This is a genomic window from Ensifer adhaerens (genome assembly GCF_002007205.1).
Taxonomy (GTDB): Bacteria; Pseudomonadota; Alphaproteobacteria; order Rhizobiales; family Rhizobiaceae; genus Ensifer; species Ensifer adhaerens_D.
The window spans coordinates 91,691-115,772 of the sequence record NZ_LAZS01000008.1 but is presented as its reverse complement, the minus strand read 5'-3'; the positions used below and the strand labels follow the sequence as shown (position 1 = coordinate 115,772).

Annotated in this window: 20 protein-coding genes and 1 riboswitch; of the genes, 13 read left to right on the top strand and 7 right to left on the bottom strand. The window is 65.5% G+C overall.

Annotated elements, in window-relative coordinates:
- Positions 1–47 precede the first annotated feature (47 nt).
- The 5 genes from XB14_RS18870 to XB14_RS18850 all read left to right on the top strand — a co-directional run bounded on the left by XB14_RS18870 (position 48) and on the right by XB14_RS18850 (position 5,839).
- Positions 48–1,553, top strand: a complete 1,506-nt coding sequence (locus XB14_RS18870; RefSeq protein WP_077963142.1) for a sugar ABC transporter ATP-binding protein — start codon at positions 48–50, stop codon at positions 1,551–1,553.
- Positions 1,553–2,545, top strand: a complete 993-nt coding sequence (locus tag XB14_RS18865) for an ABC transporter permease (RefSeq protein WP_077963497.1) — start codon at positions 1,553–1,555, stop codon at positions 2,543–2,545. The genes XB14_RS18870 and XB14_RS18865 overlap by 1 nt, the downstream gene beginning before the upstream one ends.
- Complete coding sequence (locus XB14_RS18860) at positions 2,542–3,498, top strand: ABC transporter permease (protein WP_077963141.1); 957 nt, start codon at positions 2,542–2,544, stop codon at positions 3,496–3,498. The genes XB14_RS18865 and XB14_RS18860 overlap by 4 nt, the downstream gene beginning before the upstream one ends.
- A complete protein-coding gene (locus XB14_RS18855; RefSeq protein ID WP_077963140.1) occupies positions 3,495–4,514 on the top strand; it encodes a LacI family DNA-binding transcriptional regulator in 1,020 nt (339 codons plus the stop codon). Before XB14_RS18860 ends, XB14_RS18855 begins: the two co-directional genes overlap by 4 nt.
- 80 nt (positions 4,515–4,594) lie before the next feature.
- Positions 4,595–5,839, top strand: coding sequence for a Gfo/Idh/MocA family protein (locus XB14_RS18850; RefSeq protein WP_077963139.1), 1,245 nt, complete (start codon positions 4,595–4,597; stop codon positions 5,837–5,839).
- Between the two features lie 66 nt (positions 5,840–5,905).
- Here the strand turns inward: XB14_RS18850 and XB14_RS18845 are convergent, their stop codons facing one another.
- Positions 5,906–6,355: a pyridoxamine 5'-phosphate oxidase family protein gene (locus XB14_RS18845; protein WP_077963138.1), complete on the bottom strand. Its 450-nt coding sequence runs from the start codon at positions 6,353–6,355 to the stop codon at positions 5,906–5,908.
- Positions 6,356–6,584: 229 nt separating this feature from the next.
- Here XB14_RS18845 and XB14_RS18840 point away from each other — a divergent pair, with 229 nt between their 5' ends.
- The 3 genes from XB14_RS18840 to XB14_RS18830 all read left to right on the top strand — a co-directional run bounded on the left by XB14_RS18840 (position 6,585) and on the right by XB14_RS18830 (position 10,307).
- Positions 6,585–8,063: an SLC13 family permease gene (locus XB14_RS18840; protein ID WP_234804082.1), complete on the top strand. Its 1,479-nt coding sequence runs from the start codon at positions 6,585–6,587 to the stop codon at positions 8,061–8,063.
- Between the two features lie 172 nt (positions 8,064–8,235).
- Positions 8,236–9,408, top strand: coding sequence for a glycerate kinase (locus tag XB14_RS18835; protein WP_077963137.1), 1,173 nt, complete (start codon positions 8,236–8,238; stop codon positions 9,406–9,408).
- 191 nt (positions 9,409–9,599) lie between these two features.
- On the top strand, positions 9,600–10,307 hold the full coding sequence (locus XB14_RS18830; protein WP_077963136.1) for a class I SAM-dependent methyltransferase: 708 nt from the start codon (positions 9,600–9,602) through the stop codon (positions 10,305–10,307).
- A gap of 42 nt (positions 10,308–10,349) precedes the next feature.
- Here XB14_RS18830 and XB14_RS18825 read toward each other — a convergent pair whose 3' ends face one another.
- A complete protein-coding gene (locus XB14_RS18825) occupies positions 10,350–11,735 on the bottom strand; it encodes a S8 family serine peptidase (protein ID WP_234804081.1) in 1,386 nt (461 codons plus the stop codon).
- 157 nt (positions 11,736–11,892) lie between these two features.
- Between XB14_RS18825 and XB14_RS18820 the strand changes: the two genes are divergently transcribed.
- Both XB14_RS18820 and XB14_RS18815 read left to right on the top strand, forming a co-directional pair.
- The gene (locus XB14_RS18820; protein WP_077963135.1) at positions 11,893–12,435 is read left to right on the top strand and encodes an RNA polymerase sigma factor; all 543 of its coding nucleotides are present in this window, start codon (positions 11,893–11,895) and stop codon (positions 12,433–12,435) included.
- Entirely contained in the window at positions 12,432–13,229 is a 798-nt protein-coding gene (locus XB14_RS18815) for an anti-sigma factor family protein (RefSeq protein ID WP_077963134.1), read from the top strand. Before XB14_RS18820 ends, XB14_RS18815 begins: the two co-directional genes overlap by 4 nt.
- A 47-nt stretch (positions 13,230–13,276) precedes the next feature.
- On the opposite strand, the gene XB14_RS18810 is transcribed toward XB14_RS18815, so the two are convergent.
- Positions 13,277–13,759 carry an Lrp/AsnC family transcriptional regulator gene (locus tag XB14_RS18810; protein ID WP_077963133.1) on the bottom strand — a complete coding sequence of 161 codons (483 nt, stop codon included), beginning with the start codon at positions 13,757–13,759 and terminating at the stop codon, positions 13,277–13,279.
- 153 nt (positions 13,760–13,912) lie between these two features.
- Between XB14_RS18810 and XB14_RS18805 the strand changes: the two genes are divergently transcribed.
- The 3 genes from XB14_RS18805 to XB14_RS18795 are packed head-to-tail and all read left to right on the top strand — an operon-like array spanning position 13,913 to position 17,559.
- Entirely contained in the window at positions 13,913–15,118 is a 1,206-nt protein-coding gene (locus XB14_RS18805; protein WP_077963132.1) for a diaminopropionate ammonia-lyase, read from the top strand.
- A gap of 3 nt (positions 15,119–15,121) precedes the next feature.
- A complete protein-coding gene (locus XB14_RS18800) occupies positions 15,122–16,297 on the top strand; it encodes a M20 aminoacylase family protein (protein ID WP_077963131.1) in 1,176 nt (391 codons plus the stop codon).
- A gap of 23 nt (positions 16,298–16,320) precedes the next feature.
- A complete protein-coding gene (locus tag XB14_RS18795; protein WP_077963130.1) occupies positions 16,321–17,559 on the top strand; it encodes a Zn-dependent hydrolase in 1,239 nt (412 codons plus the stop codon).
- 159 nt (positions 17,560–17,718) lie between these two features.
- Here XB14_RS18795 and XB14_RS32745 read toward each other — a convergent pair whose 3' ends face one another.
- The 4 genes from XB14_RS32745 to XB14_RS18780 all read right to left on the bottom strand — a co-directional run bounded on the left by XB14_RS32745 (position 17,719) and on the right by XB14_RS18780 (position 24,040).
- Positions 17,719–18,234 (bottom strand): hypothetical protein, encoded by a 516-nt coding sequence (locus tag XB14_RS32745; RefSeq protein WP_143348447.1) that lies wholly within the window; start codon positions 18,232–18,234, stop codon positions 17,719–17,721.
- A 445-nt stretch (positions 18,235–18,679) separates the two neighbouring features.
- The gene (gene thiC / locus XB14_RS18790) at positions 18,680–20,503 is read right to left on the bottom strand and encodes a phosphomethylpyrimidine synthase ThiC (RefSeq protein WP_077963129.1); all 1,824 of its coding nucleotides are present in this window, start codon (positions 20,501–20,503) and stop codon (positions 18,680–18,682) included.
- A gap of 90 nt (positions 20,504–20,593) precedes the next feature.
- Positions 20,594–20,722, bottom strand: a riboswitch (TPP riboswitch).
- 96 nt (positions 20,723–20,818) lie between these two features.
- The gene (locus XB14_RS18785) at positions 20,819–22,183 is read right to left on the bottom strand and encodes a sigma-54-dependent transcriptional regulator (protein WP_077963128.1); all 1,365 of its coding nucleotides are present in this window, start codon (positions 22,181–22,183) and stop codon (positions 20,819–20,821) included.
- Positions 22,184–22,186: 3 nt separating this feature from the next.
- Complete coding sequence (locus tag XB14_RS18780; RefSeq protein ID WP_077963127.1) at positions 22,187–24,040, bottom strand: sensor histidine kinase; 1,854 nt, start codon at positions 24,038–24,040, stop codon at positions 22,187–22,189.
- Between the last annotated feature and the right edge of the window lie 42 nt (positions 24,041–24,082).

Here is a 24,082-nt window from a genome sequence, read left to right as displayed (position 1 = left end):
GGCTCCAATGACGCTGCGGCACGCAACCAGATGGTGGACGACAGCCCATGTCGAAACTGAGACTGAACGGCGTGAGCAAGGCTTACGGCGCAACGCTGGCGCTACGCCGCGGCGATCTCGAGATTGCTGCCGGCGAAGTGCATGTGCTGATGGGCTCCAACGGCTCCGGCAAGAGCACGCTCTGCAAGATCATCGCCGGCAGCGTGCGTCCCGACGGCGGCCATATCCTGATCAACGACAAGCCCGTGATCATCTCAGGGCCGCAAGCCGCACGCGTCGCCGGCATCGGCATCTTCTATCAGGAACTCAGCCTCGCCAGCCATCGTTCGGTCGAGGAGAACATCTGCCTTTCCGCCCTGCCGGTGAGGGCCGGCCTGTTCATCGACCGGCAGGCACTCAAGGCGCGGGCGGCGCGCTATATCGCGCTGTTTTCCCAGGTGGCGGGCGAAGGCTTCCATGCGGAGGCGCTGGTCGGCAACCTGCGGGCCGATCAGCGGCAACTGGTCGAGATCATGAAGGCGCTCGTAAGCGAAGCGCCGATCCTGATCTTCGACGAACCGACCTCGGCGCTTGACCGCGCCCAGGTCGATCGCTTCTTCGAGATCCTGCGCGGCCTGAAGGCTCAGGGGCGCGGTATCATCTTCATTTCGCACCGCATGGACGAAATCACCGCCATCGGCGACCGCGTGACGATCATTCGCGACGGCGAGACCATCGAGACGCTGAAGCTGTCCGAGACCGATCCGGGGACGGTGATCCGGCTGATGGTCGGCGGCGCCAGCGACATGCCGGCGGCACGGTCGTCGGCGCCGGCAGTGGTGGAAGCGCAGGCAGAGGCGGCAATCTCCGTTCGCAACCTCTCGGGCAAGGGCTTTCGCGATGTCAGCTTCGAGGTGGCCAAGGGCGAGATCCTCGGCCTCGGCGGCCTGCACGGCCAAGGTCAGTCGGCGTTGCTCCGAGCGATCTTTGGTGCGGGCACGGTCACGTCCGGCGAGGTAGCGATCGGCGGCGAACGCTACGATGCCAAGAGCCCGCGCGACGCCATCCGCCGTGGCTGCGCCTATGTCTCCGGCGATCGTGGCCGCGACGGTGTCATCAGCGGACGGCCGATCATCGAGAATGTCACGCCAGTCCACTATCTGCGTGACCGGCTGATGATCGCGCGGCCTTCAAGCCTCCGCGACAAGGCGATACCTGCACTGGAGGCGATGCACACGAAGTTTGCGAGCCTCTTCCATCCGATCAATTCGCTCTCGGGCGGCAACCAGCAGAAGGTGATCATCGCCCGCTGGCTGATCGACCGCCCCGACGTACTGCTGCTCGACGATCCGACCAAGGGCATCGACCTCCAGGCCAAGGCCGACCTTTTCGCTCTGATCCGGCAGCTTGCCGCCGAAGGCCTCGGCATCCTGCTCTATTCGTCCGAGGATGCCGAACTGCTCGGCAATGCCAACCGTATCCTCGTCTTCAACGGCGGCTCGGTGACCCGCGAGCTGACCGGCGACGACCGCACCCGCTACAATCTCTACCAGGCTGCATACGAGGCCGCATGATGACAACGACCGCGACAGACATTCGATCATCCGGAGCGGGCGGCTTGCGGTCCTGGTTGGAGCGCTACCCCTTCCTTCCGGCGCTGGTCATCCTCCTCGCGCTTCTGGCGCTGAACGGCGTCTTTTCACCGAACAGCCTGAGCTTCCGCTCGCTGACGGGCCTCCTCAGCACCTATATGGCGCTGGTCATGCTGGCGATCGCCCAGACCTATGTCGTTTCTGCCGGCGATATCGACCTTTCCGCCGGCGCGACGCTGTCGCTGGTCAACGTCGCGATCGTCGTGCTGATGGAGCGCTGGGGCGGCGGCGCCGGTGCGGTGCTGCTCGCACTGGCGCTCGGCGTCCTCATCGGGCTGGCCTGCGGTCTGGTCAACGGCATCGTCGTTGCCGCGCTCCGGCTGCAAGCGATCGTCGCGACCTTCGCGACCAGCATCTTCTTCACCGGTCTGGCGCTCTATGTGATGCCCGTCGCCGGCACGCCGGCGCCGGCGCTCTTCTGGCGCACCTATGGCGGCCGCCTCTTCGGCGTGCCCTTCGTCTTCTACGTGCTCGCGGTGCTTGCCGTACTGCTCTATCTGCTGTCACGCACGCGCATGGTCACCGAGCTGCTGGCCGTCGGCGACGACCAGCAGGCGGCCTATCAGACGGGCCTGCCGGTCGTGGCGGTCCGCGTCAAGGGCTACTTGCTCTGCGGCCTGTTCTCGGCGCTCGCAGCCTTCTGCCTGACGGGCGATACGGCAAGCGGCGATCCGCTGGTCGGCGGCAAGATGACGCTTTACAGCGTCGCGGCCGTGGTGCTCGGCGGCAGCGCGCTTGCCGGCGGCTGGACGACCGTTGTCGGCTCGCTCTTGGGCGCGCTGACGATCGGCCTCGTCAATTCGCTTGTCTTCTTCATGGGCACGCCGTCGGAATGGCAGAACTTCGTCCAGGGCCTCGCCATCCTGCTCGTCTTGATGGCAGGCGTGCTTGCCGGCCGGAGGGCACGCGCATGAGCTCGGTTACCGCGTTTTTCAAGCAACCGCTGGTCGTCGCGCTGATCCTCATCGTCGCGCTGCTCTATCTCGGGCAAAGCCTGTCGCCGGGTTTTGCCTCGGCCGACCAGATCCTGCGGTTGTTGATCGTCGCCTCGCTGCTCGGCATCGTCGCCGCCGGCCAGAATGTCGTCATCCTCGGCGGGCGCGAGGGCATCGATCTCTCCGTCGGCGGGGTCGTCTCGCTCTCGGCGATCATCGCCGGCAATGTCATGAACGGTGCCGATGGCGGCATCCTGCCGGCGGTTCTTGCCTGCCTCGCCGCGGGCGCCTTCTTCGGTCTTTTGAACGGGCTCGGCGTCACGCTCCTGCGCATCCCACCGCTGGTCATGACGCTCGGCATGCTTGGCGTGCTGCAGGGCCTGCTGGTCGTCATCCGCCAGGGCATCCCGTCGGGTCGCGCAGCACCAGGGCTTTCCGCCTTCGTCACCCAGCCGTTCGCATTTGGCATTCCCGGCATCATCTGGCTCTGGATCGCGATCGGCCTGTTCATGGCCTTCATGCTGAACCGCACCGTCTTCGGCCACCGCATCTATGCGATCGGCTCCAACGAGCATGCGGCCTATATGGCCGGTGTGCCCGTCCATCTCATGCGCATCGGCCTCTTCATGATCTCTGGCATGTTCGCGGCCATCGCCGGGCTCTGCCTGCTCGGCTATTCCGGCTCGTCCTTCGCCAATGTCGGCGAGCAATACATGCTGTCGTCGATCATCGCCGTCGTCTTCGGCGGCACGTCGCTTGCCGGCGGCAAGGGCGGCTATACCGGCACCATGGCGGGCGCGCTGCTGCTCGTCATCCTCCAGGGCATCCTGACGACTGTTAACATCGACGAGTCCGGCCGCCAGATGGTGTTCGGCGCGACGCTTCTGCTGCTCATGCTGTTCTACGGCCGCGGGAGGGCGATGCGGGCATGAGCGATCGGCCGAAGATCAAGGACATCGCAGAGCGCGCCGGCGTCTCGGTCGCGACGGTTTCCCGGGCGCTGAGCGGCTCGTCGTTGGTGACGGACGAGACGCGCGAGCGCATCCACGCGCTCGCCCGCGAGCTCAACTACCGCCCGAATGTCAGCGCCCGAAACCTGAGGACGCGTCGGTCGATGTCGGTGCTGCTCGTCGTGCGCGACGTCGGCAACCCCTTCTACCTCGAAATTCTGAAGGGCGTGGAAGCGACCGCGCGCGCGGCCGGCTACGCCGTCCTCATGGGTAATACCGAGAACGACCCGGACCGCGAGGTCGAGTATTTCAACATGCTGCGCGACGGCCATGCCGACGGCATGATCCTGATGACCGGCAAGCTGCCGCTGCCTGAGCCGGGCGAAAGTGCCGATCTCTCGCATCTGCCGGTCGTTATCGCGCTGGAAATGATCGAGGGGTCCGGGTTCCCGCATGTGCAGATCGACAATGTCGCGGCGGCGGAGGCCGCCGTCGAACATCTGATCGCACTCGGCCATCGCCGCATCGCCCATATCGCCGGCCCCCTGCCGGAGGTGATGGCGGCCCACCGCCGTGACGGCTACCGGGCCGCCATGAAAGCCGCCGGCCTTGCGATCCCCGAGGGGTACGAGGTGCGCGGAGATTATCTGCTCGAAAGCGGCGAGGCTTGTGCGGCGGACTTATTCGCCCTGCCGGAGCCGCCGACCGCGATCTTTGCCGCCAACGACGAAATGGCCTACGGCGCGATCCATGCGCTACGGCGGCTTGGCCGCGACGTGCCCGGCGATGTCTCGGTCGTCGGCTTCGACGATCTCTATCTGAGCAAGGCCTTCTATCCGCCGCTGACGACCGTCAGCCAGCCGCGCGCCGACATCGGCCGCACGGCGATGTCGCAGCTGCTCAACGTCCTCTCGGATGGTGACGTCGCCGCAGAGCCGGCCATCGTCCTGCCGACCACGCTCAACATCCGTGGCAGCACCGCACCGCCGCGAAAATAGCCGGAGGTGGGACGAGGAAAGCCGCGTGCGGTTCTCCGCCCGCACCCCGCCGTTACCAAATCGATAAATGGGAGAAGAGAATGACACAGCTACCGAAGCAGACGCTGCGCGTGGGTTTCGTCGGATCGGGCTTCATCGCCCATTTCCATCTGAAATCGATGATCGGCGTGCGTAATGTCGAGGTCACCGGCGTCTTCAGCCGCAAGGTCGAGAGCCGCCAGAAATTTGCAAATGAGGTCGAGGCGCTTGGTCTCGGCAGCTGCCGCACGCATGAAAGCCTGGAAGCGCTGCTGACCGCCGATGACGTCGACGCGGTCTGGATCCTCTCGCCCAACTATACCCGCATCGACGTCATGCGTTCGCTGCACAAGGCCGTCAAGGACGGCCGCAGCAAGATCTTCGCGGTGGCCTGCGAAAAGCCGCTTGCGCGGACGGTCGCCGAAGCCCGCGAGATGCTGTCGCTGGCCGAGGATGCCGGCCTCAACCACGGTTATCTCGAGAACCAGGTTTTCTGCACACCGGTGCTGCGCGGCAAGGAGATCATCTGGCGGCGTGCGGCGTCGACCACCGGCCGTCCCTACCTGGCGCGGGCGGCCGAGGAACATTCCGGCCCGCACGAGCCCTGGTTCTGGCAGGGCGACAAGCAGGGCGGCGGCGTGCTTTCGGACATGATGTGCCACAGCGTCGAGGTCGCGCGCTACCTGCTGACGGCGCCCGGTGCGCCGCGCAATTCGCTGAAGATCAAGGCAGTAAACGGCACGGTTGCCAACCTCAAATGGACCCGGCCGCATTATGCCGAACAGTTGCGCAATCGCTTCGGCAACGAGGTCGATTATCGCAACCGGCCGTCGGAGGATTTCGCCCGCGCCACCGTGACGCTCGAAGACCAGGACGGCAACGAACTGATGATCGAGGCGACCACCTCCTGGGCCTATGTCGGCGCCGGGCTGCGCATCCAGCTCGAATTGCTCGGGCCGGAGTATGCGCTCGAATACAACTCGCTCTCTACGGGCCTGAAGATCTTCATGTCGCGCGAGGTCAAGGGTTCCGAGGGCGAGGATCTCGTCGAAAAGCAGAATGCCGAGCAGGGACTGATGCCGGTACTTGAGGACGAGGCCGGCGTCTACGGCTATACCGATGAGAACCGCCACATGGTCGAGTGCTTCCGCAAAGGCGAAAAGCCGCTCGAAACCTTCGAGGACGGGCTTGCCGTCGTCGAGATGCTGATGGGGCTTTACCGGTCGGCAGAAATCAACGCGACGCTCAACTTCCCGGCGCCGGAGCTCGAACACTACGTGCCGGTCGTGGCGCGCCGGGGCGCTTGATACTCGACGCTCGCGGATGGCGGCGGCTCCAGCCCTCGCCATCCGCCTGTCGGTGAAGGCCTGCAATTACCCTGCAAAGGCCGCGCGTCCGGTCACCTCGTCGATCTCGATTTCGAAGAAGAGATGCGGCGAGGTGCCGGCAATCGCCTGTTCGCCGGGTTTCAGGCCGCCCGGCTCCCACCAGTTCACGCGCTGTTCGAGAAGTGCCCAGGCGTTCATGCGCTCGCGGTGCCATTGTTTCGTGTCCGGCAGTTCCTGGTAGCGGCCGTAGATGACGACGCTGCGCCAGCTTTGGCGGTCCGCTGCCGTGTCCATCTGTAGGCAGACGCGGGGATTGGCCCGCATCCAGTCGATCTTCTGCCCGGGCATCGAAAAGCCGTAGAGCCTGTTTGCGGCCAGCGCATATTGAATGGGGACGACATAGGACTGGCCATCCCGGGCGCACCCGAGACGGGCGATGTGGTTCTCGGCGACAAGATCGATGCATTCCTGCCGCGACATTTCCCTGATCAACATGAAGCTCTCCTTTTGCAAGAGGTCATCCGGGCACCAGTTTCTGCCGACCAGACGAACCGGCATTGATCTCGCTCAACTCGGGTCATCGGCCGCGAAGCCGGAAAATCGTCAGGCGCGGCGGAATAAACCGGCCGACGCTGCGTTTGCCCTCCCACGAAATCAGCCCGATGGCTTTCGTGCGGCGCGGTTGCCGCGTGCGAGCGTCGGGTCAGCAAAAGGGAGCGTAGCTATGACCATCAGCCCGGTGATCGCTTCGGAAAAAGACCTCGTCACCATGGATGCAGCGGCAACCGAGCGCATTGACGGCCATATGCCGGTAAGCCAGGTGCGCCTGCTCGTCGGCGCGATGCTCGTTGCCTTTGCCGCCGTCCTCATCTTTCTCGCGGCTGACGGCCTGGCGCTGCCGATGCGCCTTTCGCTGATGGTGTTTGCGACGACGCTGATCTGCTGGACGATCTTCGACCTGCCGGAAACGCCGGTGGCGCTTGCCGGGGCAGCGGCCCTGGCCGTGACCGGCGCCGTCGGCGAAGAGGCGGTTTATGCCGCGCTTGGCAACGACATCGTCTGGCTGATGATGGCGGCATCGGTGATCGCGGCGGTGCTGCAGGCATCCGGCCTCGTCGAGCGGCTGGCCTTCCGGCTGCTCGCCCGGTTCCGCGACGTCAGCCGGCTGTTCTGGGTGGTGACGCCGACGATCTTCGTGACCGCCTTCGTCATCCCCTCGACCTCGGCGCGGGCGGCGATCTTCATGCCCGTCTTTCTGGGTCTCGCCTCGACCATCGGCCGCCCCGGCATCACGCGCGCGCTGGCCCTCCTGTTTCCGTCGGTGATCCTGCTTTCGGCGGCCGCCTCGCTTACCGGCGCCGGCGCCCATCTCGTCGCCGTCGATTTCATTCGCCGCAGCGGCGGCGAGGCGCCGGGTTTTCTCGGCTGGGCCTTGCTTGCGGCGCCCTTTGCACTGCTGACGAGCCTGATAGCCTGCGGCCTGATCCTGCGCTTCTTCCTCGACGAGGCGGACCGCCATTGGCGCCTCAACCTGCCGGCCGCGCCGACGGAGAAGCGTGCGTTTTCGGCGCAGGATAAGGCGATCCTCGCCGTGACCGCGGCGATCGTCGCTGCGCTTGCGACCTCGGACCTGCACGGCATCGCGCTGCCGGTCGTGGCGCTCGTCGGCGCTCTGGTCCTGGCGTCGGAAAAGATCTCCGGCATGCCGTTCCGCAAGGCGCTGAAAGGTGTCGAATGGAACCTGCTTCTGTTCCTCGCCGGCACGCTCGTCATCGGCGAGGCTCTGCTTTCGACCGGAACGGCAACCGAGCTTGCCGATCGCCTGATCAGCGCCTTCGGCCAGATCGGCAAGCCGCCGGCGTGGCTGGTCGTGCTTCTCGCCATCGCGGTAGCGACCTTTGCCCATATCGTCATTGCCTCGCGAACGGCCCGCGCGACGGTGCTCATCCCGGCCGTGGCGCTGCCGCTGGCGGGTTTCGGAGTCAGCCCCGCCAACCTCATCATGGTCACAGCCATAGGTAGTGGATTCTGCCAGACGCTGATGGTTTCGGCCAAGCCCGTGGCACTCTTCGGAGGCATGGAGCCACCCGCTTTCAGCCCTTCCGATCTCCTGCGTCTGGCCGTGATGTTGGCTCTCCCGTTCATCGCCCTGCTTGCTCTCTTCGCGCTTGCGATCTGGCCGGCGGTCGGGTTGGCAACATGACAATAAGTATCTGATATAACGTCATTTTAAGAGCCGAGGCGCCCGTCGCTTCGGCTCTTTTCCTTTTCTTTCCGCAAAAGAAGGAATTCTGCATTTCGGCCGGAATAAACACCTCAGGCCACCGTTTCTCCCTTGCATCCGCATTGTCACAAAAGTGCAAGGAGATTGTCACATGTCACTTACCATTCTGGTTGCACCGTCCGGTTTCAAGGAAAGCCTGTCGGCGGAGGAAGCTGCCGATTGCATCGAGAAAGGCGTGCTGCGCGCTTGCCCGAGCGCCGAGGTCATCAAGGTGCCCATGGTCGACGGTGGTGAAGGTTTCACCAAGGCGCTGGTGGCGATCACCGGCGGCAGCCTGCACGAACTGACGGTCACCGGTCCGCTCGGCGAGCCCGTCGCCTCGCATTTCGGTTTCCTCGGCGGGCAGTCCGAGCGCACTGCCGTCATCGAAATGGCCGCGGCCGCCGGCTTACGGCTGGTCCCGCGCGATCGCCGCAACCCCTGCATCACCACCAGCTACGGCGTCGGCGAACTGATCCGGGCGGCGCTCGATGCCGGTGCGCGCCGCATCCTGCTCGGCTGCGGCGACAGCGGCATCAACGACGGCGGCGCCGGCATGGCCGCGGCCCTGGGCGTGAAGCTGCTCGACTGGGAAGGCAATCCGCTTGCACCCGGCGGGGCGGCGCTCGCGTCGCTGGCGTGCATCGACATCTCGGGCCGCGATCCGCGCCTTGCGGACGTCCGCATCGATGCGGCCGTCAACTGGCACAATGTGCTCCTCGGCGAGCGCGGCGTTGCCCGCGTTTTCGGGCCGCAGAAGGGTGCTACGCCGGAGCAGGTGGAACTGCTGGCGGCGGCGATGGAGACCTATGCCGCCGCCATTCAGTCGACGACCGGCATCGCTGTCGGCGATGCTCCAGGAGCCGGCGCATCCGGTGGCCTTGGCGCGGCGGTGATGGGGCTGCTCGGCGGTGCGCTGCATCCGCGATACGACATCGTCATGCGCTACCTCGAACTCGACGGCATGATCGCCAAGGCGGATCTGGTGATCACCGCCGAAGGCAGCCTCGACGGCCAGACGCCGTTCGGCAAGGTACCGGCCGAGGTTGGGCACAGGGCCAAGGAGGCGGGCCGCCCCGTCATCGCGCTGGCCGGCACGATCGGCAAGGGCGTGACCCTCAATTTCGAGCATGGCATCGACGCCTTCGCCTCGATCCTGAAGGCGCCCTGCACCCTCGACGATGCCATCAACGCCGCGCCGAAGCTGCTCGTCCGCGCTGCGGAAGATGCGGTGCGCATGGTGCGTGTCGGCATGCTGCTCAACGAACGCGGTCTTGCCGCCTGACGAAGCGGCCACAGCTCTGGCGGGACGGCGGCACTGCCGCCTTCCGCCGGAGCCGCGCGTCAGCGGCGCACGGCCAAGGGTGGCCGTCGGGCGAAGCTCAGGACACCTTCGTCGCGCTGCCATGCAATTGCCAAGGTTGGCCTCGCAGTCTGGGCACCAATTGCATCACCGACTACGAGGGCCGGTTTTCAATGACGAACGGATGGGAAGAATCAGCGCAAGCCTGGATTTCCGGGCTGGGCGTCGAGGGGGACTTTGCGCGGCGCTTCGTGCTCGATGCTCCCATGCTCGAAAGGGCGCGGCAAGGCGGGGCGAGGACTGTCCTGGACGTCGGGTGCGGCGAGGGCCGGTTCTGCCGGCTGCTTGCGGCGGAGGGGATGCGTACGGTCGGCGTCGATCCCGCCGAGACGCTTGTCAGTCAGGCGCGACGACTGCATCCTGATGGCGACTATCGCACGGCACAGGCCGAGGAGCTGCCTTTCGAGAACGAGACTTTCGATCTCGTCGTCGCCTACCTCAGCCTCATCGACATTCCCGATGTGCGGGCGGCCATCGGCGAGATGACCCGGGTGCTTCGCCCGGGCGGTCACCTTCTGATCGCGAACCTGAACAGTTTCTACAGTGCCAGCAACCCTACCGGTTGGCGGAGTGATGGCGACGGTAACAGCAGCTTCGTCGTGGATCACTACATGGACGAGCGCTCTGACTGGATCGGTTGGGGCGACCTGCGCGTGGTGAACTGGCACCGGCCGCTCAGCACCTACATGTCGCTTCTGCTCGCCGCCGGGCTGCAGTTGCGATACTTCGACGAACCCTTGCCGAATGGCGGTGACCGGGAACAAGGGGTTCTTTTTCGAAGGGTTCCCTCATTCCTGATCATGGACTGGGAAAAGCCGTAGCCGGCCGGGGCCGTTTCCCGGCGTTGGCGAAGTGTTTGCGGTCTAGGAACGGCAGAGTTCGCGAGCGTTCAATACACCCCAGCCGAAGACCGGATCCTTGCCCGGCGCGCCGAGGTCCTGCGTCGTCTCAGTGACGAGTTTTGCGATTTCATCGGCCGAGAGATTGGGGTGCGATGCCCTGAGAATGGCGGCGGCGGCCGTGACGAAGGGGGCGGCAAAGGATGTGCCGGTCTTCGGGGCCGCGCCCTCGATCGAAGCCGCCGTCCAGACGCTGGTGCCGAGTGCCGCGACATCGATATGGTCGCCCCGTCCGGCGCGGCGATAGGGCCTGAAGTTGCGGTCGACGGCGGTGACCGCGATCATCGCCGGATAGGCGGCCGGGTAGACGGGCTTCGCCCGCGGGCCGTCATTGCCGGCCGCCGCCACCTGGATGATGTTCCGCTCGGCAACGAGGGCGACGGTCTTTTCGAGCAGCAGATTGTGCGGCCCGGACAGGCTCATGTTGATGACCGTGACATTGCGCGCCGCCAGCAGGTCGATGGCACGCACCAGATCGTAGGTCTCGGCGATGTCGGTCTCGCCGCCCTTGCGCTGAAAGGCGTCGACGGCGATCAGATGGGCATCGCCGAGCAGGCCCGGCGCGCGACTGTCGCTCCGTCCGGCGATCAGGGCTGCGACTGCGGTCCCGTGCTGGCGGCCGGATTCCGGCGCCTCCTCATCCGCCAGCCTGACGATATCGAGTCTGACGTCCTTGAGCGAGGGATGGGCGGGATTGATCGCGGTGTCGATCAGCCCGATGGGGCCGGCGGCCGTACACGCCGCACCGGCGTCGGGCCAGCCGATTGCGGTGCGAACGAGCGCACAGCCGCCATCGGCGCAGGGCGCCGGTGAAGCCGCACCTTCGTTCGGCTCGAAGTAATGGTTGAAGTCCGCGATCGCTCCGGGCGTCGCGTCCGCGACCTGCTGGCGGGCATCTTCGAGCGTCATGCCGCGGGGAGCGCCGAGCTTGACGATCTCGGTGCTGGAAAGACCCACGGGCTCTCTTGCCCGCACGGTGAAGCCGCTTTCTTCAAGGCGCTGGACGGCGGGATCGTTGAGGCCGAGTGCGATGATTTCGCCGGGAACGTGGGTTGGGCGGCGAACTGGCGGCCGTTGGCGCACGACACGCCGCTCCGGTGCTCCACGGAAGAGATCGAGCAGATTGCCGCCTCCGCGCCAGGTGCCGCCCGAGCCGCGGTCGTCTGAGCCGCGTGACGAGCCGCCACCACCGCCGCCATCGTCATCGTCGTCGTCCGCCTGGGCCTGACTGATTGAGGCAAAGCGAAGGGTTGAATTGCCATCCCTACCGTCGCCATAGGAGAGGTCCCCAGCACCGGTTGCCAGGCCGCACAACGACAGGACGGTCAGTCGAAACAGGCGCTTTTTCAAGGTTCTCTCCTTGTGTAACGGCATCCGAAAACGAAAGCTTACCGTGAACGAAAGGACCATAAGTGGTGACTTTCGGGTGCACTTCCCATAACGCTCAACGGATGAATGGACAAATTATTCCACCAGGGATGAAGGGCAGCGCCGAAAGGGGCGCCCGATGACGGATCCGACCATCGCCTTTGGCGAACGCCTGGTCGCGTTTCTGCCGAACCTGCGCCGCTTTGCCATTTCGCTTTGCCGGTCGCGCGACGTGGCCGACGACCTGGTTCAGGCGGCTTGCGAAAAGGCGCTTGCCGGTTCGGACCGCTTCGAGGAAGGCACGCGTTTCGACGCCTGGATGTTCCGCATCCTGCGCAATCTCTGGATCGACCAGTTGCGCCGGCAAAAGACCGCCGGCCCGACGGAAGAGATCGACGCGCAGGCCGAACTCGCCGTCCCCTCCGGCGAGGCCGGGAGCGAGGCGCGCATGGCGCTGAAGAGCGTGGCGGCGGCGATCGACGGCCTGGTGCTCGAACAGCGCGAGGTGCTGATCCTCACCTGCGTCGAGGAGCTTTCCTACAAGGAGGCAGCCGAGGTTCTCGGCATTCCGATCGGAACCGTCATGAGCAGGCTTGCCCGGGCGCGCAAAAATCTTGCGGAGGCAACGGGAATAGAACCGCCGGTCGCGCGTTCACAGGACATGAGAGGCGGGACAAGATGAGCGACACGGAATTCAGCGATGAGATCTTGATGGCGTTCGCCGACGGCGAGCTCGACGAGGAGACGACGCGCCGCGTCGAGGCGGCGCTGGAAACGGACGACGAATTGATGGCGCGCGTCGCGATGTTCATGGAAACGCGCGCGGCCGCAAGCGACGCGCTGAAACCGGTGCTCGACGAGCCGGTGCCGGACGAACTGGTTGCCAAGGTGCGGGCCATGGCGGCCGCTCAGAGCGGCGCTGAACGCGCGGCGGATGCGCCTGCTACAGGCGGCGACAATGTCGTTGCGTTCCGGCGTCCTCAGGATCAGCCGGCATCACCGCGCGGCCCGTCGCGGCTGCTGATGGCGATGGCAGCGTCGCTGCTGGTCGTGGTCGGTGGTGCCGGCGGTTACCTGCTGCGCGGCGGCGGGCTGGTGGATACTGGCGCGATGCAAGTGGCCGGCACTGTCGGCCCGGTGCTCTCCGCTATCCTCAACGAGGCAGCGTCGGGCGAAGAAGTCGCGGTCGGCGCGGGGCAGGGGACGGTCCGGCTGGTGTCGGCATTCGAGCTCGGCTCGGGGCAGCTTTGCCGCGAATACGAGCTCACGCAGCCCGGCGAACCGGGCCTCGTTTCGGTCGCCTGCCGAAAGACAAACGTCTGGCAGACGCGGCTCGCCGTCGCCAAGCCGGAAGGCGGAGACGGATATGCGCCCGCCTCGTCGCTCGAGACCGTCGATGCCTTCCTGACCTCGATCGGCGCCGGGCAACCGCTCGATGCGGATGCCGAGAAGAAGGCGCTCGCTGCCTCGAAGTGAGCGCCAGGAGGTGAGGCATTCGCGCGGGGAGCCGAGCCTATGCCCTGCTAGATCGGCACCGAAAGCCCGACCTTCACCGGATCCATCGTCACGAAGGTGCGGAAGCGCTTGATGTTCGCGTTGCCGAAGAACATGCGCCGCGTGAAGGCCTCATAGTCGGCCATGGTCGGCACGATGACGACGAGCATGAAATCGACGTCGCCGGTGACATAGTAGCATTGCTGCACCTCGGGTGCCGCGGTGAAGGCCGCCTTGGCAGCGTCGAGCAGGGCGATCTGCTCGCTCTCAACCTCCACCTCGACAAGGATCGTCAGCGCCTGGTTGACGCTGACCGGGTCGATCAGCGCGACATTGGCGCGGATGACGCCTGATTCCTCCATGCGCTTGATCCGCCGCTGCACGGCCGGAGCGGAGAGATTGACCGCCTCGCCGATCTGGCGCTGCGGCGTCGTGTTGTCCTTCTGCAGGATGGCGAGGATTGCGAGATCGAAACGATCGAGCTCGACCTGCGGTTTTTTCGACGGGGCCATCCGGTGCCTTTCGGTTCACGGGGTCGGAGCGGCTGCGAGCAGCACACCATGCGTCGGCCCCCAGCTTTACAAACTTGCATTCACGCATGTCATTTAGAGCGCATTTCTCGGCAGTGATGAAATAGATTTTCGTGAGCCTACGGAGATTGCACCATGTTTCTTGCCAATACCCTTGCCGATTTCGGCCGCCCGCTGCTGCCGGAGGATGCGGCCATGCTGTCGCTGACAGCCGCCGCCAGTGTCGAGCAGCAGCTTGCTCGCCGCCCCGACCATCGGCCGACGCCGCTTCATGCCTTGCCCGCCTTGGCCGCCGAACTTGGTATTGCCGGCGTCTTCGTCAAGGACGAGGGCCATCGGCTGGGGCTCTGCAGCTTCAAGGCGCTCGGCGGCTCCTATGCGGTCATCCGGCTGGTGGTCGAGGAGGCGGAGCGCCGCCTCGGGCGCAGTGTCGATCTCGACGAACTCGATCGTCCCGAAGTCCAGGCGATTGCCGCCGCCCAGACCTTCGGCTGCGCCACCGACGGCAATCACGGCCGCTCGGTCGCCATGGGCGCCCGGCTTGTCGGCGCGAAATCGGTGATCTTCGTGCACGGAGGCGTCAGCGAAACGCGCATCGAGGCGATCGCGCACTATGGCGCCGAGATCGTTCGGGTGGCCGGGACCTATGACGATTCCGTCCGCGAGGCAGCACAGGTCTGTGAGGACAATGGCTGGACGGTCGTCTCGGACACCACATGGCCCGGCTACGAGTACATTCCCGGCCTGGTGATGCAGGGCTACACGGCGCTGCTCAGCGAGGCGCTGCGGCAGATGGGGGAGCCGCCGACCCATGTCTTCGTGCAGGCGGGCGTCGGCGGCATTGCCGCGGCCACCGCCGGCCATCTGGCCGTGCGCTATGGTGCGGAGCGTCCACGTTTCGTCGTGGTCGATCCGGCGCGCGCCGCCTGTCTCTACGAAAGTGCGAAGGCCGGGCATCCCATCAAGGTGGCCCATGGCGAGCCGACGATCATGGCGATGCTCGAATGCTACGAGCCGTCGCTCGTCGCCTGGCGTATCCTGTCGCGCGTTGCCGACGCTTTCATGACCGTCGACGAGGAGGATGCCGTCTCGGTGATGAACCGGCTGGCGCGGCCGCAGGGCACTGACCCGGCGATCGTGTCCGGCGAAAGCGGCGGCGTCGGCCTGGCGGGGCTGCTGGCGGTTGCCCGGGACCCGGCACTGCGGAAGACGCTCGGATTGACGGCCCAGTCGCGCGTTTTCGTCATCAATACAGAAGGGGCCACAGACCCCGAGCGCTACGCCGAGCTCGTCGGCCTGTCGCCCGAGACGGTCGCCAGTGCTTCGAACGAAAGAGGGTAGACGATGTCAGAAGTGGATTTCGACCAGCTCGTGAAGGACATGACCGCCTGGCGGCGCGACCTGCACGCCCACCCGGAATTCGGCTTCGAGGAGCAGCGCACCTCGTCCTTCGTCGCGGCCAAGCTTCGAGAGTTCGGGCTCGACGAGGTGGTGGAAGGTGTCGGCGGCACCGGCGTCGTCGGCCGGCTGAAGCGCGGCAGCGGCAACCGCGCCGTCGCACTTCGGGCCGACATGGATGCGCTGCGGATTCCGGAGCAGGGCGAGCCTCCCTACCGTTCGACGAAGCCCGGCACCATGCATGCCTGTGGCCATGACGGCCACACGGCGATGCTGCTCGGCGCTGCCCGGATGCTTGCCGAAGACGGCGGCTTCGACGGCACCGTGTGCTTTATCTTCCAGCCGGCTGAGGAGTGGGGCAAGGGCGCGCTTGCGATGCTCGACGACGGACTGATGGAACGTTTCCCCTTCGACGAGATCTACGGTCTGCACAACATGCCGGGGCTGCCGATCGGCCGTTTCGAAACCCGCGTCGGCGCCATCATGTCGGCGGAGGACAATTTCGAGATCGTGCTGAAGGGCGTCGGCGGACATGCGGCCCGGCCGCACTGGGGCAACGAGACGCTGGTCGCCGCCTGCGCCACGGTCGTCAACCTGCAGACGATCGTCTCGCGCCGCCTGTCGCCGACGGATATCGGCGTCGTCTCGGTAACGGAACTCTTGACAGACGGCACGCGCAATGCGCTGCCCGGCCTCGCCCGGATCCTCGGCGACGCGCGCAGCTTCCGACCGGAGGTCAGCACCAAGATCGAGGCGGAGATGCGCGTGATCGCGAAGGGGACGGCGGATGCCTATGGCTGCGAGGTCGAGGTCAACTACACGCGCGAATTCGTGCCGCTGATCAACGATCCCGCCTTGGCCGGCCACGCCTTCGCTGCGGCCGAAGCGGTGTTCGGGCCTGAGAACGTTGCGATAGCCGCCGAGCCGATGACCGGATCTGAAGATTTCGCGCGTTTCCTCGAACACGTGCCGGGCTGCTTCGTCTTCATCGGCAACGGCGAGGCGTCGGCGCCGCTGCACAATCCGCGTTACGACTTCAACGACGATGCCCTGATCTTCGGCGCCCGCTATCACGCCGAGATCGTCAGGCAGCGACTGGCGTCGGCTGATGGCCGGCCATGAAACCACATGAAAGCAGGACAGAGATGCCACTTCCTTCCATCGACGCCGCGCGGCTGATCGGGCGTATTCGTGAACTCGGCGAAATCGGCCGCGATGCGGAGGGGCAATTGACGAGGCTGGCCGGGTCGGACAACGACAAGGCTGGCCGCGATCGCCTCGTCGCCCGGATCGAGGCGGCGGGCCTCGATGTGGCCGTGGATCAGATTGGTAACATCTTCGGCATCTGGCGCAGCGAGGAGAACAGCGGCGAAGCGCCGATCATGCTCGGCTCGCACATCGATACGGTCATCAATGCCGGCATCTATGACGGATGTTACGGCGTACTCGCCGCGCTCGAAGTAATCGAGACGCTGAAGGACCGTGGCGTGACGCCGGCCCGACCGATCGTCGTTGCCGCCTTTACCAATGAGGAGGGCGTGCGTTTTGCGCCCGACATGCTCGGCTCGCTCGTCTATGCCGGCGGCCTGCCGCTGGACGCAGCGCTCGCGACCATCGGCACGGATGGCTCGTCGCTGGGCGAGGAACTCGAGCGGATTGGCTATGCCGGCAACATCGAGCCGGGGTTCCTCAAGCCCCACGCCTATGTCGAACTCCATATCGAGCAGGGGCCGGTGCTGCAGCGCGAGGGCTTTTCGATCGGTGCCGTCGAGAACCTGCAGGGCATTTCCTGGCAGCGCGTGACGATCGATGGCGTCGCCAACCATGCCGGCACCACGCCGATGGCAATGCGCCATGATGCTGGGCTTGCGGCTGCCCGCGTCGGTCTTTTTCTGCGCGAGCATATAGCTCGCTCGAACGCGCCGAGTGTCGCGACCATTGGCACCATGCGTTTCGAGCCCGACGCGATCAACGTCATCCCATCGCGTGCCGCCTTCACCGTCGATCTGCGCGATCCGGACGAGGATCGGCTGCAGGCGCTCGAAGCGGCGCTTGCGGACTTTCTGGTGCGCATCGGCGCGGAAGAGGGGGTAACGATCTCGGTCGAGCGGCTGGCACGCTTCCAGCCGGTCGCCTTCGATCAGGGCATCGTCGCAGCGGTCGAGGCTTCGGCGAAGGCGCGAGGCCTCAAGAGCCGGCGCATGACCTCGGGCGCCGGTCATGATGCCCAGATGATCGCCCGCATCGCGCCGACGGCGATGATCTTCGTTCCGAGCCGCGACGGCATCAGCCATAATCCGCGCGAACACACGGAGCCGGATGATCTGGTCGCCGGCGCCAACGTGCTGCTCGATGTGGTCGAGCGGATGGTGAGTGGCCGCTAGAGGGTTATAGGGACGTTGCGCGTTCGTTGATCGAACGGGATCGATATCGTGCCTCCCGCTGCTCCGTCATGCCAAGGCTTGGCCCGAGCATCCAGGCACAGGCGCTCCTATGTCCGCGATAAACAGCACACCCTTCGGCGCGACGAAGCAGATGTCTCTTCAAGGCTCTATTCTGGTATGACCCGCGCTTTTGCGGGATCCTGCCTCGCTCTTCTGCCGGGTGGAAGACCCTGGCCCGCTCCCCTCGGGAGGCTCTTCCGGTGTCCGGCGGAAAAGATTGAGGAAACTGCTGCCGCCGTGCCATACGCTGCCGGTTGGTCCGTAATCCCGCCCGTCGCGCGAAGAGGATGAGTGGCGCTCGCTATCTCCGCCGGTCAGGCCGCTTCCGTCGATGACGCCGCCTCCGCCGCCAGCCCCGGTCCCGCCGGGCTCGCCGCCCACGCCGCTACCATCGCCGGAGCCCCAATTGCCGCCACCCTCTGTGCCGTTGCTTCCGCCGCTCCCGACGTTTTCGCCACCTTGATCGCTGCCGCCCGTGCCGCCTGCATCGGCGTCGTCCGCATGGGCAGCGGAAATCCAGGAAAGGCCCGCGGCAAAACCCCAGTCACCGTTGAGGCGCGGCAGATCTCCGCCGAACGCTGCAAGGGCTCCTATGGACAGGGCCGTCAGTCTCATCAGGCGTGTCCTCAAGTCTTTCTCCTTGTGCGAACGGCGTTCTTGCGTCGTCCTGCAAGACTTTTGCGCAGTACAGTACGGCTGCTCGTCGCGAATGAATTTCGCCGACAGCGACTTTTGCGTGCGCCTTGCATACAGTTCAATCGATGTGGGGACAAGCTATTGGGGCGGACGACGTGGTGCGCAAGGTGCGGGGCCATGGCGGCGGCCACGACACGCAGATGATCGCCCGCACCGCTGAGGGGTCGCGAGAGGGACAGAGGACGCTGCATGTTTGTTGACGGGGTCGGTAGCGCGCCTCCCACCTTCCGTCATGCTCGGGTCAAGCCCGAGCATGACGGAAGGTGGGACCGTTGGCGATCACCGCTTCCGCTTCCGAGGCGGAGGCGGAGTCCTGAGTGAACGGAAGGGGCCGTGACTGGCCCCTTCAACGAGTCTCGGTCGTCTACTCGGCCGCGCCAGCCGCCCCTTCCACCGGCATATAGAGGTCGCCACCTTCGCGGTATTTCGCGGCCATTGCCTCCAGCCCCTCCTTCTGCGCTTCCGCACGAATGTCGTGCGAAATCCGCATCGAGCAGAATTTGGGGCCGCACATGGAGCAGAAATGCGCGACCTTGTGCGCTTCCTTCGGCAGGGTCTCGTCGTGGAAGTTGCGGGCCGTTTCCGGGTCGAGCGAGAGGTTGAACTGGTCCTCCCAGCGGAACTCGAAGCGGGCGCGCGACAGCGCGTCGTCGCGTACCTGTGCGGCCGGATGGCCCTTGGCGAGATCGGCGGCATGGGCGGCGATCTTGTAGGTGATGACGCCGACCTTGACATCGTTACGATCGGGCAGGCCGAGATGCTCCTTCGGCGTGACGTAGCAGAGCATGGCGGTGCCGAACCAGCCGATCATCGCCGCACCGATGCCTGAGGTGATGTGGTCGTAGCCCGGCGCAATGTCCGTCGTCAGCGGTCCGAGCGTGTAGAACGGCGCCTCGCCGCAGACGGCAAGCTGCTTATCCATATTCTCCTTGATCTTGTGCATCGGCACGTGGCCGGGGCCTTCGATCATCACCTGGCAGTCTTTCGCCCAGGCAATCTTCGTGAGTTCGCCGAGGGTTTCGAGTTCGGCGAATTGCGCCGCGTCGTTGGCGTCGGCGATGGAGCCGGGGCGCAGGCCGTCGCCGAGCGAGAAGGAGACGTCATAGGCGCGGCAGATGTCGCAGATTTCCTCGAAATGCTCGTAGAGGAAGCTTTCGCGGTGGTGATGCAGACACCACTTGGCCATGATCGAGCCGCCGCGCGAAACGATGCCGGTGACCCGGTCGACGGTGAGCGGGATGTAGTGCAGCCGCACGCCGGCGTGGATGGTGAAATAGTCGACGCCCTGTTCCGCCTGCTCGATCAGCGTGTCGCGATAGACCTCCCAGTTGAGATCCTCGGCAATGCCGTTGACCTTTTCCAGAGCCTGGTAGAGCGGCACGGTGCCGATCGGAACCGGCGAGTTGCGGATGATCCATTCGCGGATGTTGTGGATGTTGCGGCCGGTCGAAAGGTCCATGACCGTGTCGGCGCCCCAGCGGGTCGCCCAGACCATCTTTTCGACCTCCTCGGCCATCGACGAGGTGACGGCGGAGTTGCCGATATTGGCGTTGATCTTCACCAGAAAATTCCGGCCGATGATCATCGGTTCGGCTTCTGGATGGTTGATGTTGGCGGGCAGGATCGCCCGGCCGCTGGCGATTTCCTGGCGCACGAACTCCGGCGTCACATGGTCGGGGACATGGGCGCCGAAGCTTTCGCCGTCGCGGGCCTTCGCACGCGCCACGTCGCGGCCGAGATTTTCGCGGATCGCCACAAACTCCATTTCCGGCGTGATGATGCCGGCGCGGGCATAGGCAAGCTGCGTCACCGCCCTGCCGCCCGTTGCCTTTAGCGGCGCATGCTGGAACGGAAACGTCGGTGTCAGCCTGTCGCCGCTCACAAAGCCGTTGTCCTCCGGTCGCACGATCCGCCCCTCGTAGCTCTCCACGTCGCCGCGAGCGACGATCCAGTTGCGGCGCAGCCGCGGCAGGCCTGCCTCGATGCGGATCTCGGCATCGTCGGCGGTATAGGCGCCGGAAGAATCATAGACCGTGACCGGCGGTTCGCCCGAAGTCGGGTGCAGCGCGATCTCGCGCATCGGCACGCGGATATCCGGATAGAGGACGCCCGGCTTGTGGATCTTGCGGGAGGCCGGAAGCGGGCCTTGGGTGACCGTGAGGGCTGCGGGTTTGGTGGCAATATTCATGACGAGGCTCCAAGTTTGCGATTGGAGACCCAGTTCTGATGCCGGAAGGATGAAAGACGCTCCGCCAGGTGCTCACCGCACGGAATCCTGGCTTCGATATCTGCACCGTCCCTACGCCAGTATGAACTGGATCAGGTTCAACGGGTCACTGCGCCACAGCCGGCAAACCGGCCATCCAGCAGAATCTCAGCCCCTTGCGGGACCCCCCTGGTGAATGCCTAAGAGATAGCCATCGATCGGCCTTGGTCGTCAAGCGTGAATTCGCCCGTCGATGAAGATGCACCTATTGCGTGCATTCTCGAAATTGGTTCGATGCTAGCGGTCGGCTTTTTCCGGTGCTGCCCGCTCGGCGTAATCGGCGCGGTTGATGCCGTGGCGCTGAAGCTTGTCGTAGAAGGTCTTGCGCGGAATACCGAGCGCTTCGATGGTCGCCTTGACGTCGCCGCGCTGGGCGCGCAGCGCCTCCTTCAAGATCTCCGCCTCATAGCGTTCGAGCCGTTCCGGGAGCGCAAATCCGGGCTGTTCGGCGGGCGCAATCGGCTGTCCCAGCGGACCTTCGACACCAAGCGCCACGCGTTCGGCAAAGTGCGAGAGCTCGCGCACATTGCCCGGCCAGGCATGCGTCATCAGATGTCTCTGCACGGCCGATGTGACCACAGGCGCGTCGCGCTTGAAGCGCTCGGCCGCCCGGGTCAGGAAGTGCGAGAAGAGCAGCGGGATATCGTCCCGGCGTTCGCGCAGCGGCGGAATCGACAGTGTCACGACATTCAATCGGAAGTAGAGGTCTTCCCGAAAATCGCCGCGCTCGGCCGGGTTGCCGAGGTCGATCTTGGCGGCGGCGATGACGCGGATATCAACCGGACGAACCTGGTTGGTGCCAAGCGGCGTGATTTCGCGCGCTTCCAGAACGCGCAACATCTTCACCTGTGTTGCCGGCGGCATCGCCTCGATCTCGTCGAGGAACAGCGTGCCGCCGCTCGCATGTTCGATCCGGCCGATGCGCTTCTTCAAGGCGCCGGTAAAGGCGCCCGGTTCATGGCCGAACAGTTCGCTTTCGATCACCGTTTCCGGCAGCGCGCCGCAGTTCAGCGCCACGAAGTTGCCGTTGCGGCGTCGGCTCCAATTGTGGAGCAGCGTCGCCACAACCTCCTTGCCGCTGCCGGTTTCGCCGGCGACGAGCACGTCGACATCGGTATCGGCAATGTGCCGGATCGTCTGGCGCAGCCGTTCCATGACAGGCGTCTGGCCGATCAGCGGCAGGCTGTCACCGGCCGTCTCTGCCGCTCGCTTCAGCGCGCGGTTCTCCATCACGAGCCGGCGTTTTTCCAGCGCGCGATGCACGCTCTGCACCAGCCGGTCGGCGGCAAACGGCTTTGGAATGAAGTCGTAGACGCCATCCTGCAGCGCCTGCACTGCCATCGGGATGTCGCCGTGGCCGGTCACCAGGATCACGGGCAGGTCCGCATCGAAGGCGGCAATGCGACGATAAAGCACCAGGCCGTCCATTCCAGGCATGCGGATATCGCTGACGACGATACCGCCGAAGTCGGCATCAAGCCTTGCCAGCGCTTCGGCGGCGCTGGCAAACGAGGTGACGGCGAGGCCGGCGAGCTCCAGCGTCTGCGTCATCGCCTTGCGCAGATGGTTGTCGTCGTCGACGAGGTAGACGGTCGGCTGCATCGCTCAGGCCCTCTTCAGGCGAACCGTGAAGACGGTGCCCTTGTCGCTGGTTTCGACCGTGATGTCGCCGCCATAGTCGGCGACGATTTCCTTCGATATCGCAAGGCCGAGGCCGAGCCCTTCGTCCTTCGAGGTATTGAACGGCGTGAACAGATCCTCGTGGATATGCGGGGGGATGCCCGGCCCGTTGTCGGCAACGACGAGGGAGACGGTATCGGAAGGCCCGTCCTCGCAGCGCACACGGATCTCGGCGTCGCTGCGATCGCCGAGCGCTTCCAGCGCGTTCTGCAGAAGATTGATCAACACCTGTTCCAGCCGGATGCGGCTGCCGTAGACGCTGAGGCCATTTTCCGGCAGGTCGATGACGATCGCATCCATGCGGCCGGCAAAGCGGCTGCGCAGAAGCAGCATTGCGCCCTCGATCACGTCGCGCATCGGCGTCGGCTCGGCGACGAAGCGACCCTTGCGGGCGAAGCTTCTAAGCTCGTCGGTGATGGTGCCGACGCGGTCGGTGAGTTCGGCGATGCTGACGAGGTTTTCGACCGCCGTCTGCTGCTGGCCGCGATCGAGGAAGGTGCGGGCGTTGTCGGCATAGGCGCGGATGGTGGCGACCGGCTGGTTGATCTCATGGGCGACGCCGGCGGCCACCTGGCCGAGGATCGCCAACCGGTTGGCTTGGACCAGTTCCTGCTGCACCGCCTGAAGCTTCTCGCCGGTGCGCCTATGGTCGGCGATCTCCGTTTCCAAATGATCGCGTGCGAGGCTGAGGTCATGGGTGCGCTCCGCCACGCGGGCCTCCAGCTCGTCACGCGCGGCGCGATCCCTTGCGGATGCGAATGCCAGCGTCTGGCGGCGGCGCAGGAGGAAAGCGGCAAGCGCAAGCAAGGGGGCAAGGACCGCGAGCGCGATCAAACGCGCCTCGCGGGTCGCGGCCGAGATCGCGCCATCGAGCGGCGCCAGCTGCTCCAGCCGCCAGCTCGTGGTCGGAACCATGGTTTCGACCCGCAGGAACCGCCGTTCGCTATCGCCCGGCAGGAGCGCACGCAACTCGCTGGAACCGTCGCTGGTGGGCTCGATATCGCGGAAGGGCAGTGGCAGCAGCGAGGCGTCACCAAATTGCAGGCTGTCGCGGATCGCGGCGACGCGATCGCGCGGAATGGTTCTGGTCGTCATGAACCGCCAGGAGGGAAAACTGGTGATCAGCACGATGCCGCGCCGGTCGGTGACATAGACCGGCTTGCCGGAGGCGAGCCACTCGGCCTCGACATCGTCGAATTCGAGCTTGGCGACGACGACGCCGATCGCGCCGTTAGGGCCCTGGACCCGCCGTGAGATATAAAGGCCCGGCCGCTTGCTGACGTTGCCCATGGCGAAATGCTCGGCCTTGCCGTCGCGCATCGCCATGCGGAAATACTCGCGGAAGGCATAGTCGTTGCCGACGAAGCTCGTCGGCTCGCGCCAGTTGCTGGCAGCGACGGCAACGCCATCGGTGCCGATCACGTAGATGACGGCGGCGTCCGTGTTGGCGGCCAGCGCCTGCAGCTTCTCGTTCAATCGCTGCAGCGCCTCCGCGCTGCGGGTCGAAAGGGCTGCCTTCACCTCGACATCGTCGGCCAGCACCAGCGGCGTCGAGCGCTGGCGTTCGAGCACGGCGCGCAGCAGCGAGGCCTTCAGATTGGCGTCGGTCCGGCTTTGGGCGTCGACCGTTTCGAGCGCCCGGCTGCGGCCGTACTCGCCGGCGAGCAGGAGCGCGGCGACAAGCAGCGCCACGACGAGCCCGGCAAACACCAGCCAGGTGCGGCGCATGGACTGGTCGAGATCTGCCAGGTTGAGAGGGGCGGATGGGGTCTTGAACATGGGCCTGATTGTGCATGTTTTCGCCCATCGTTCCAGATGATT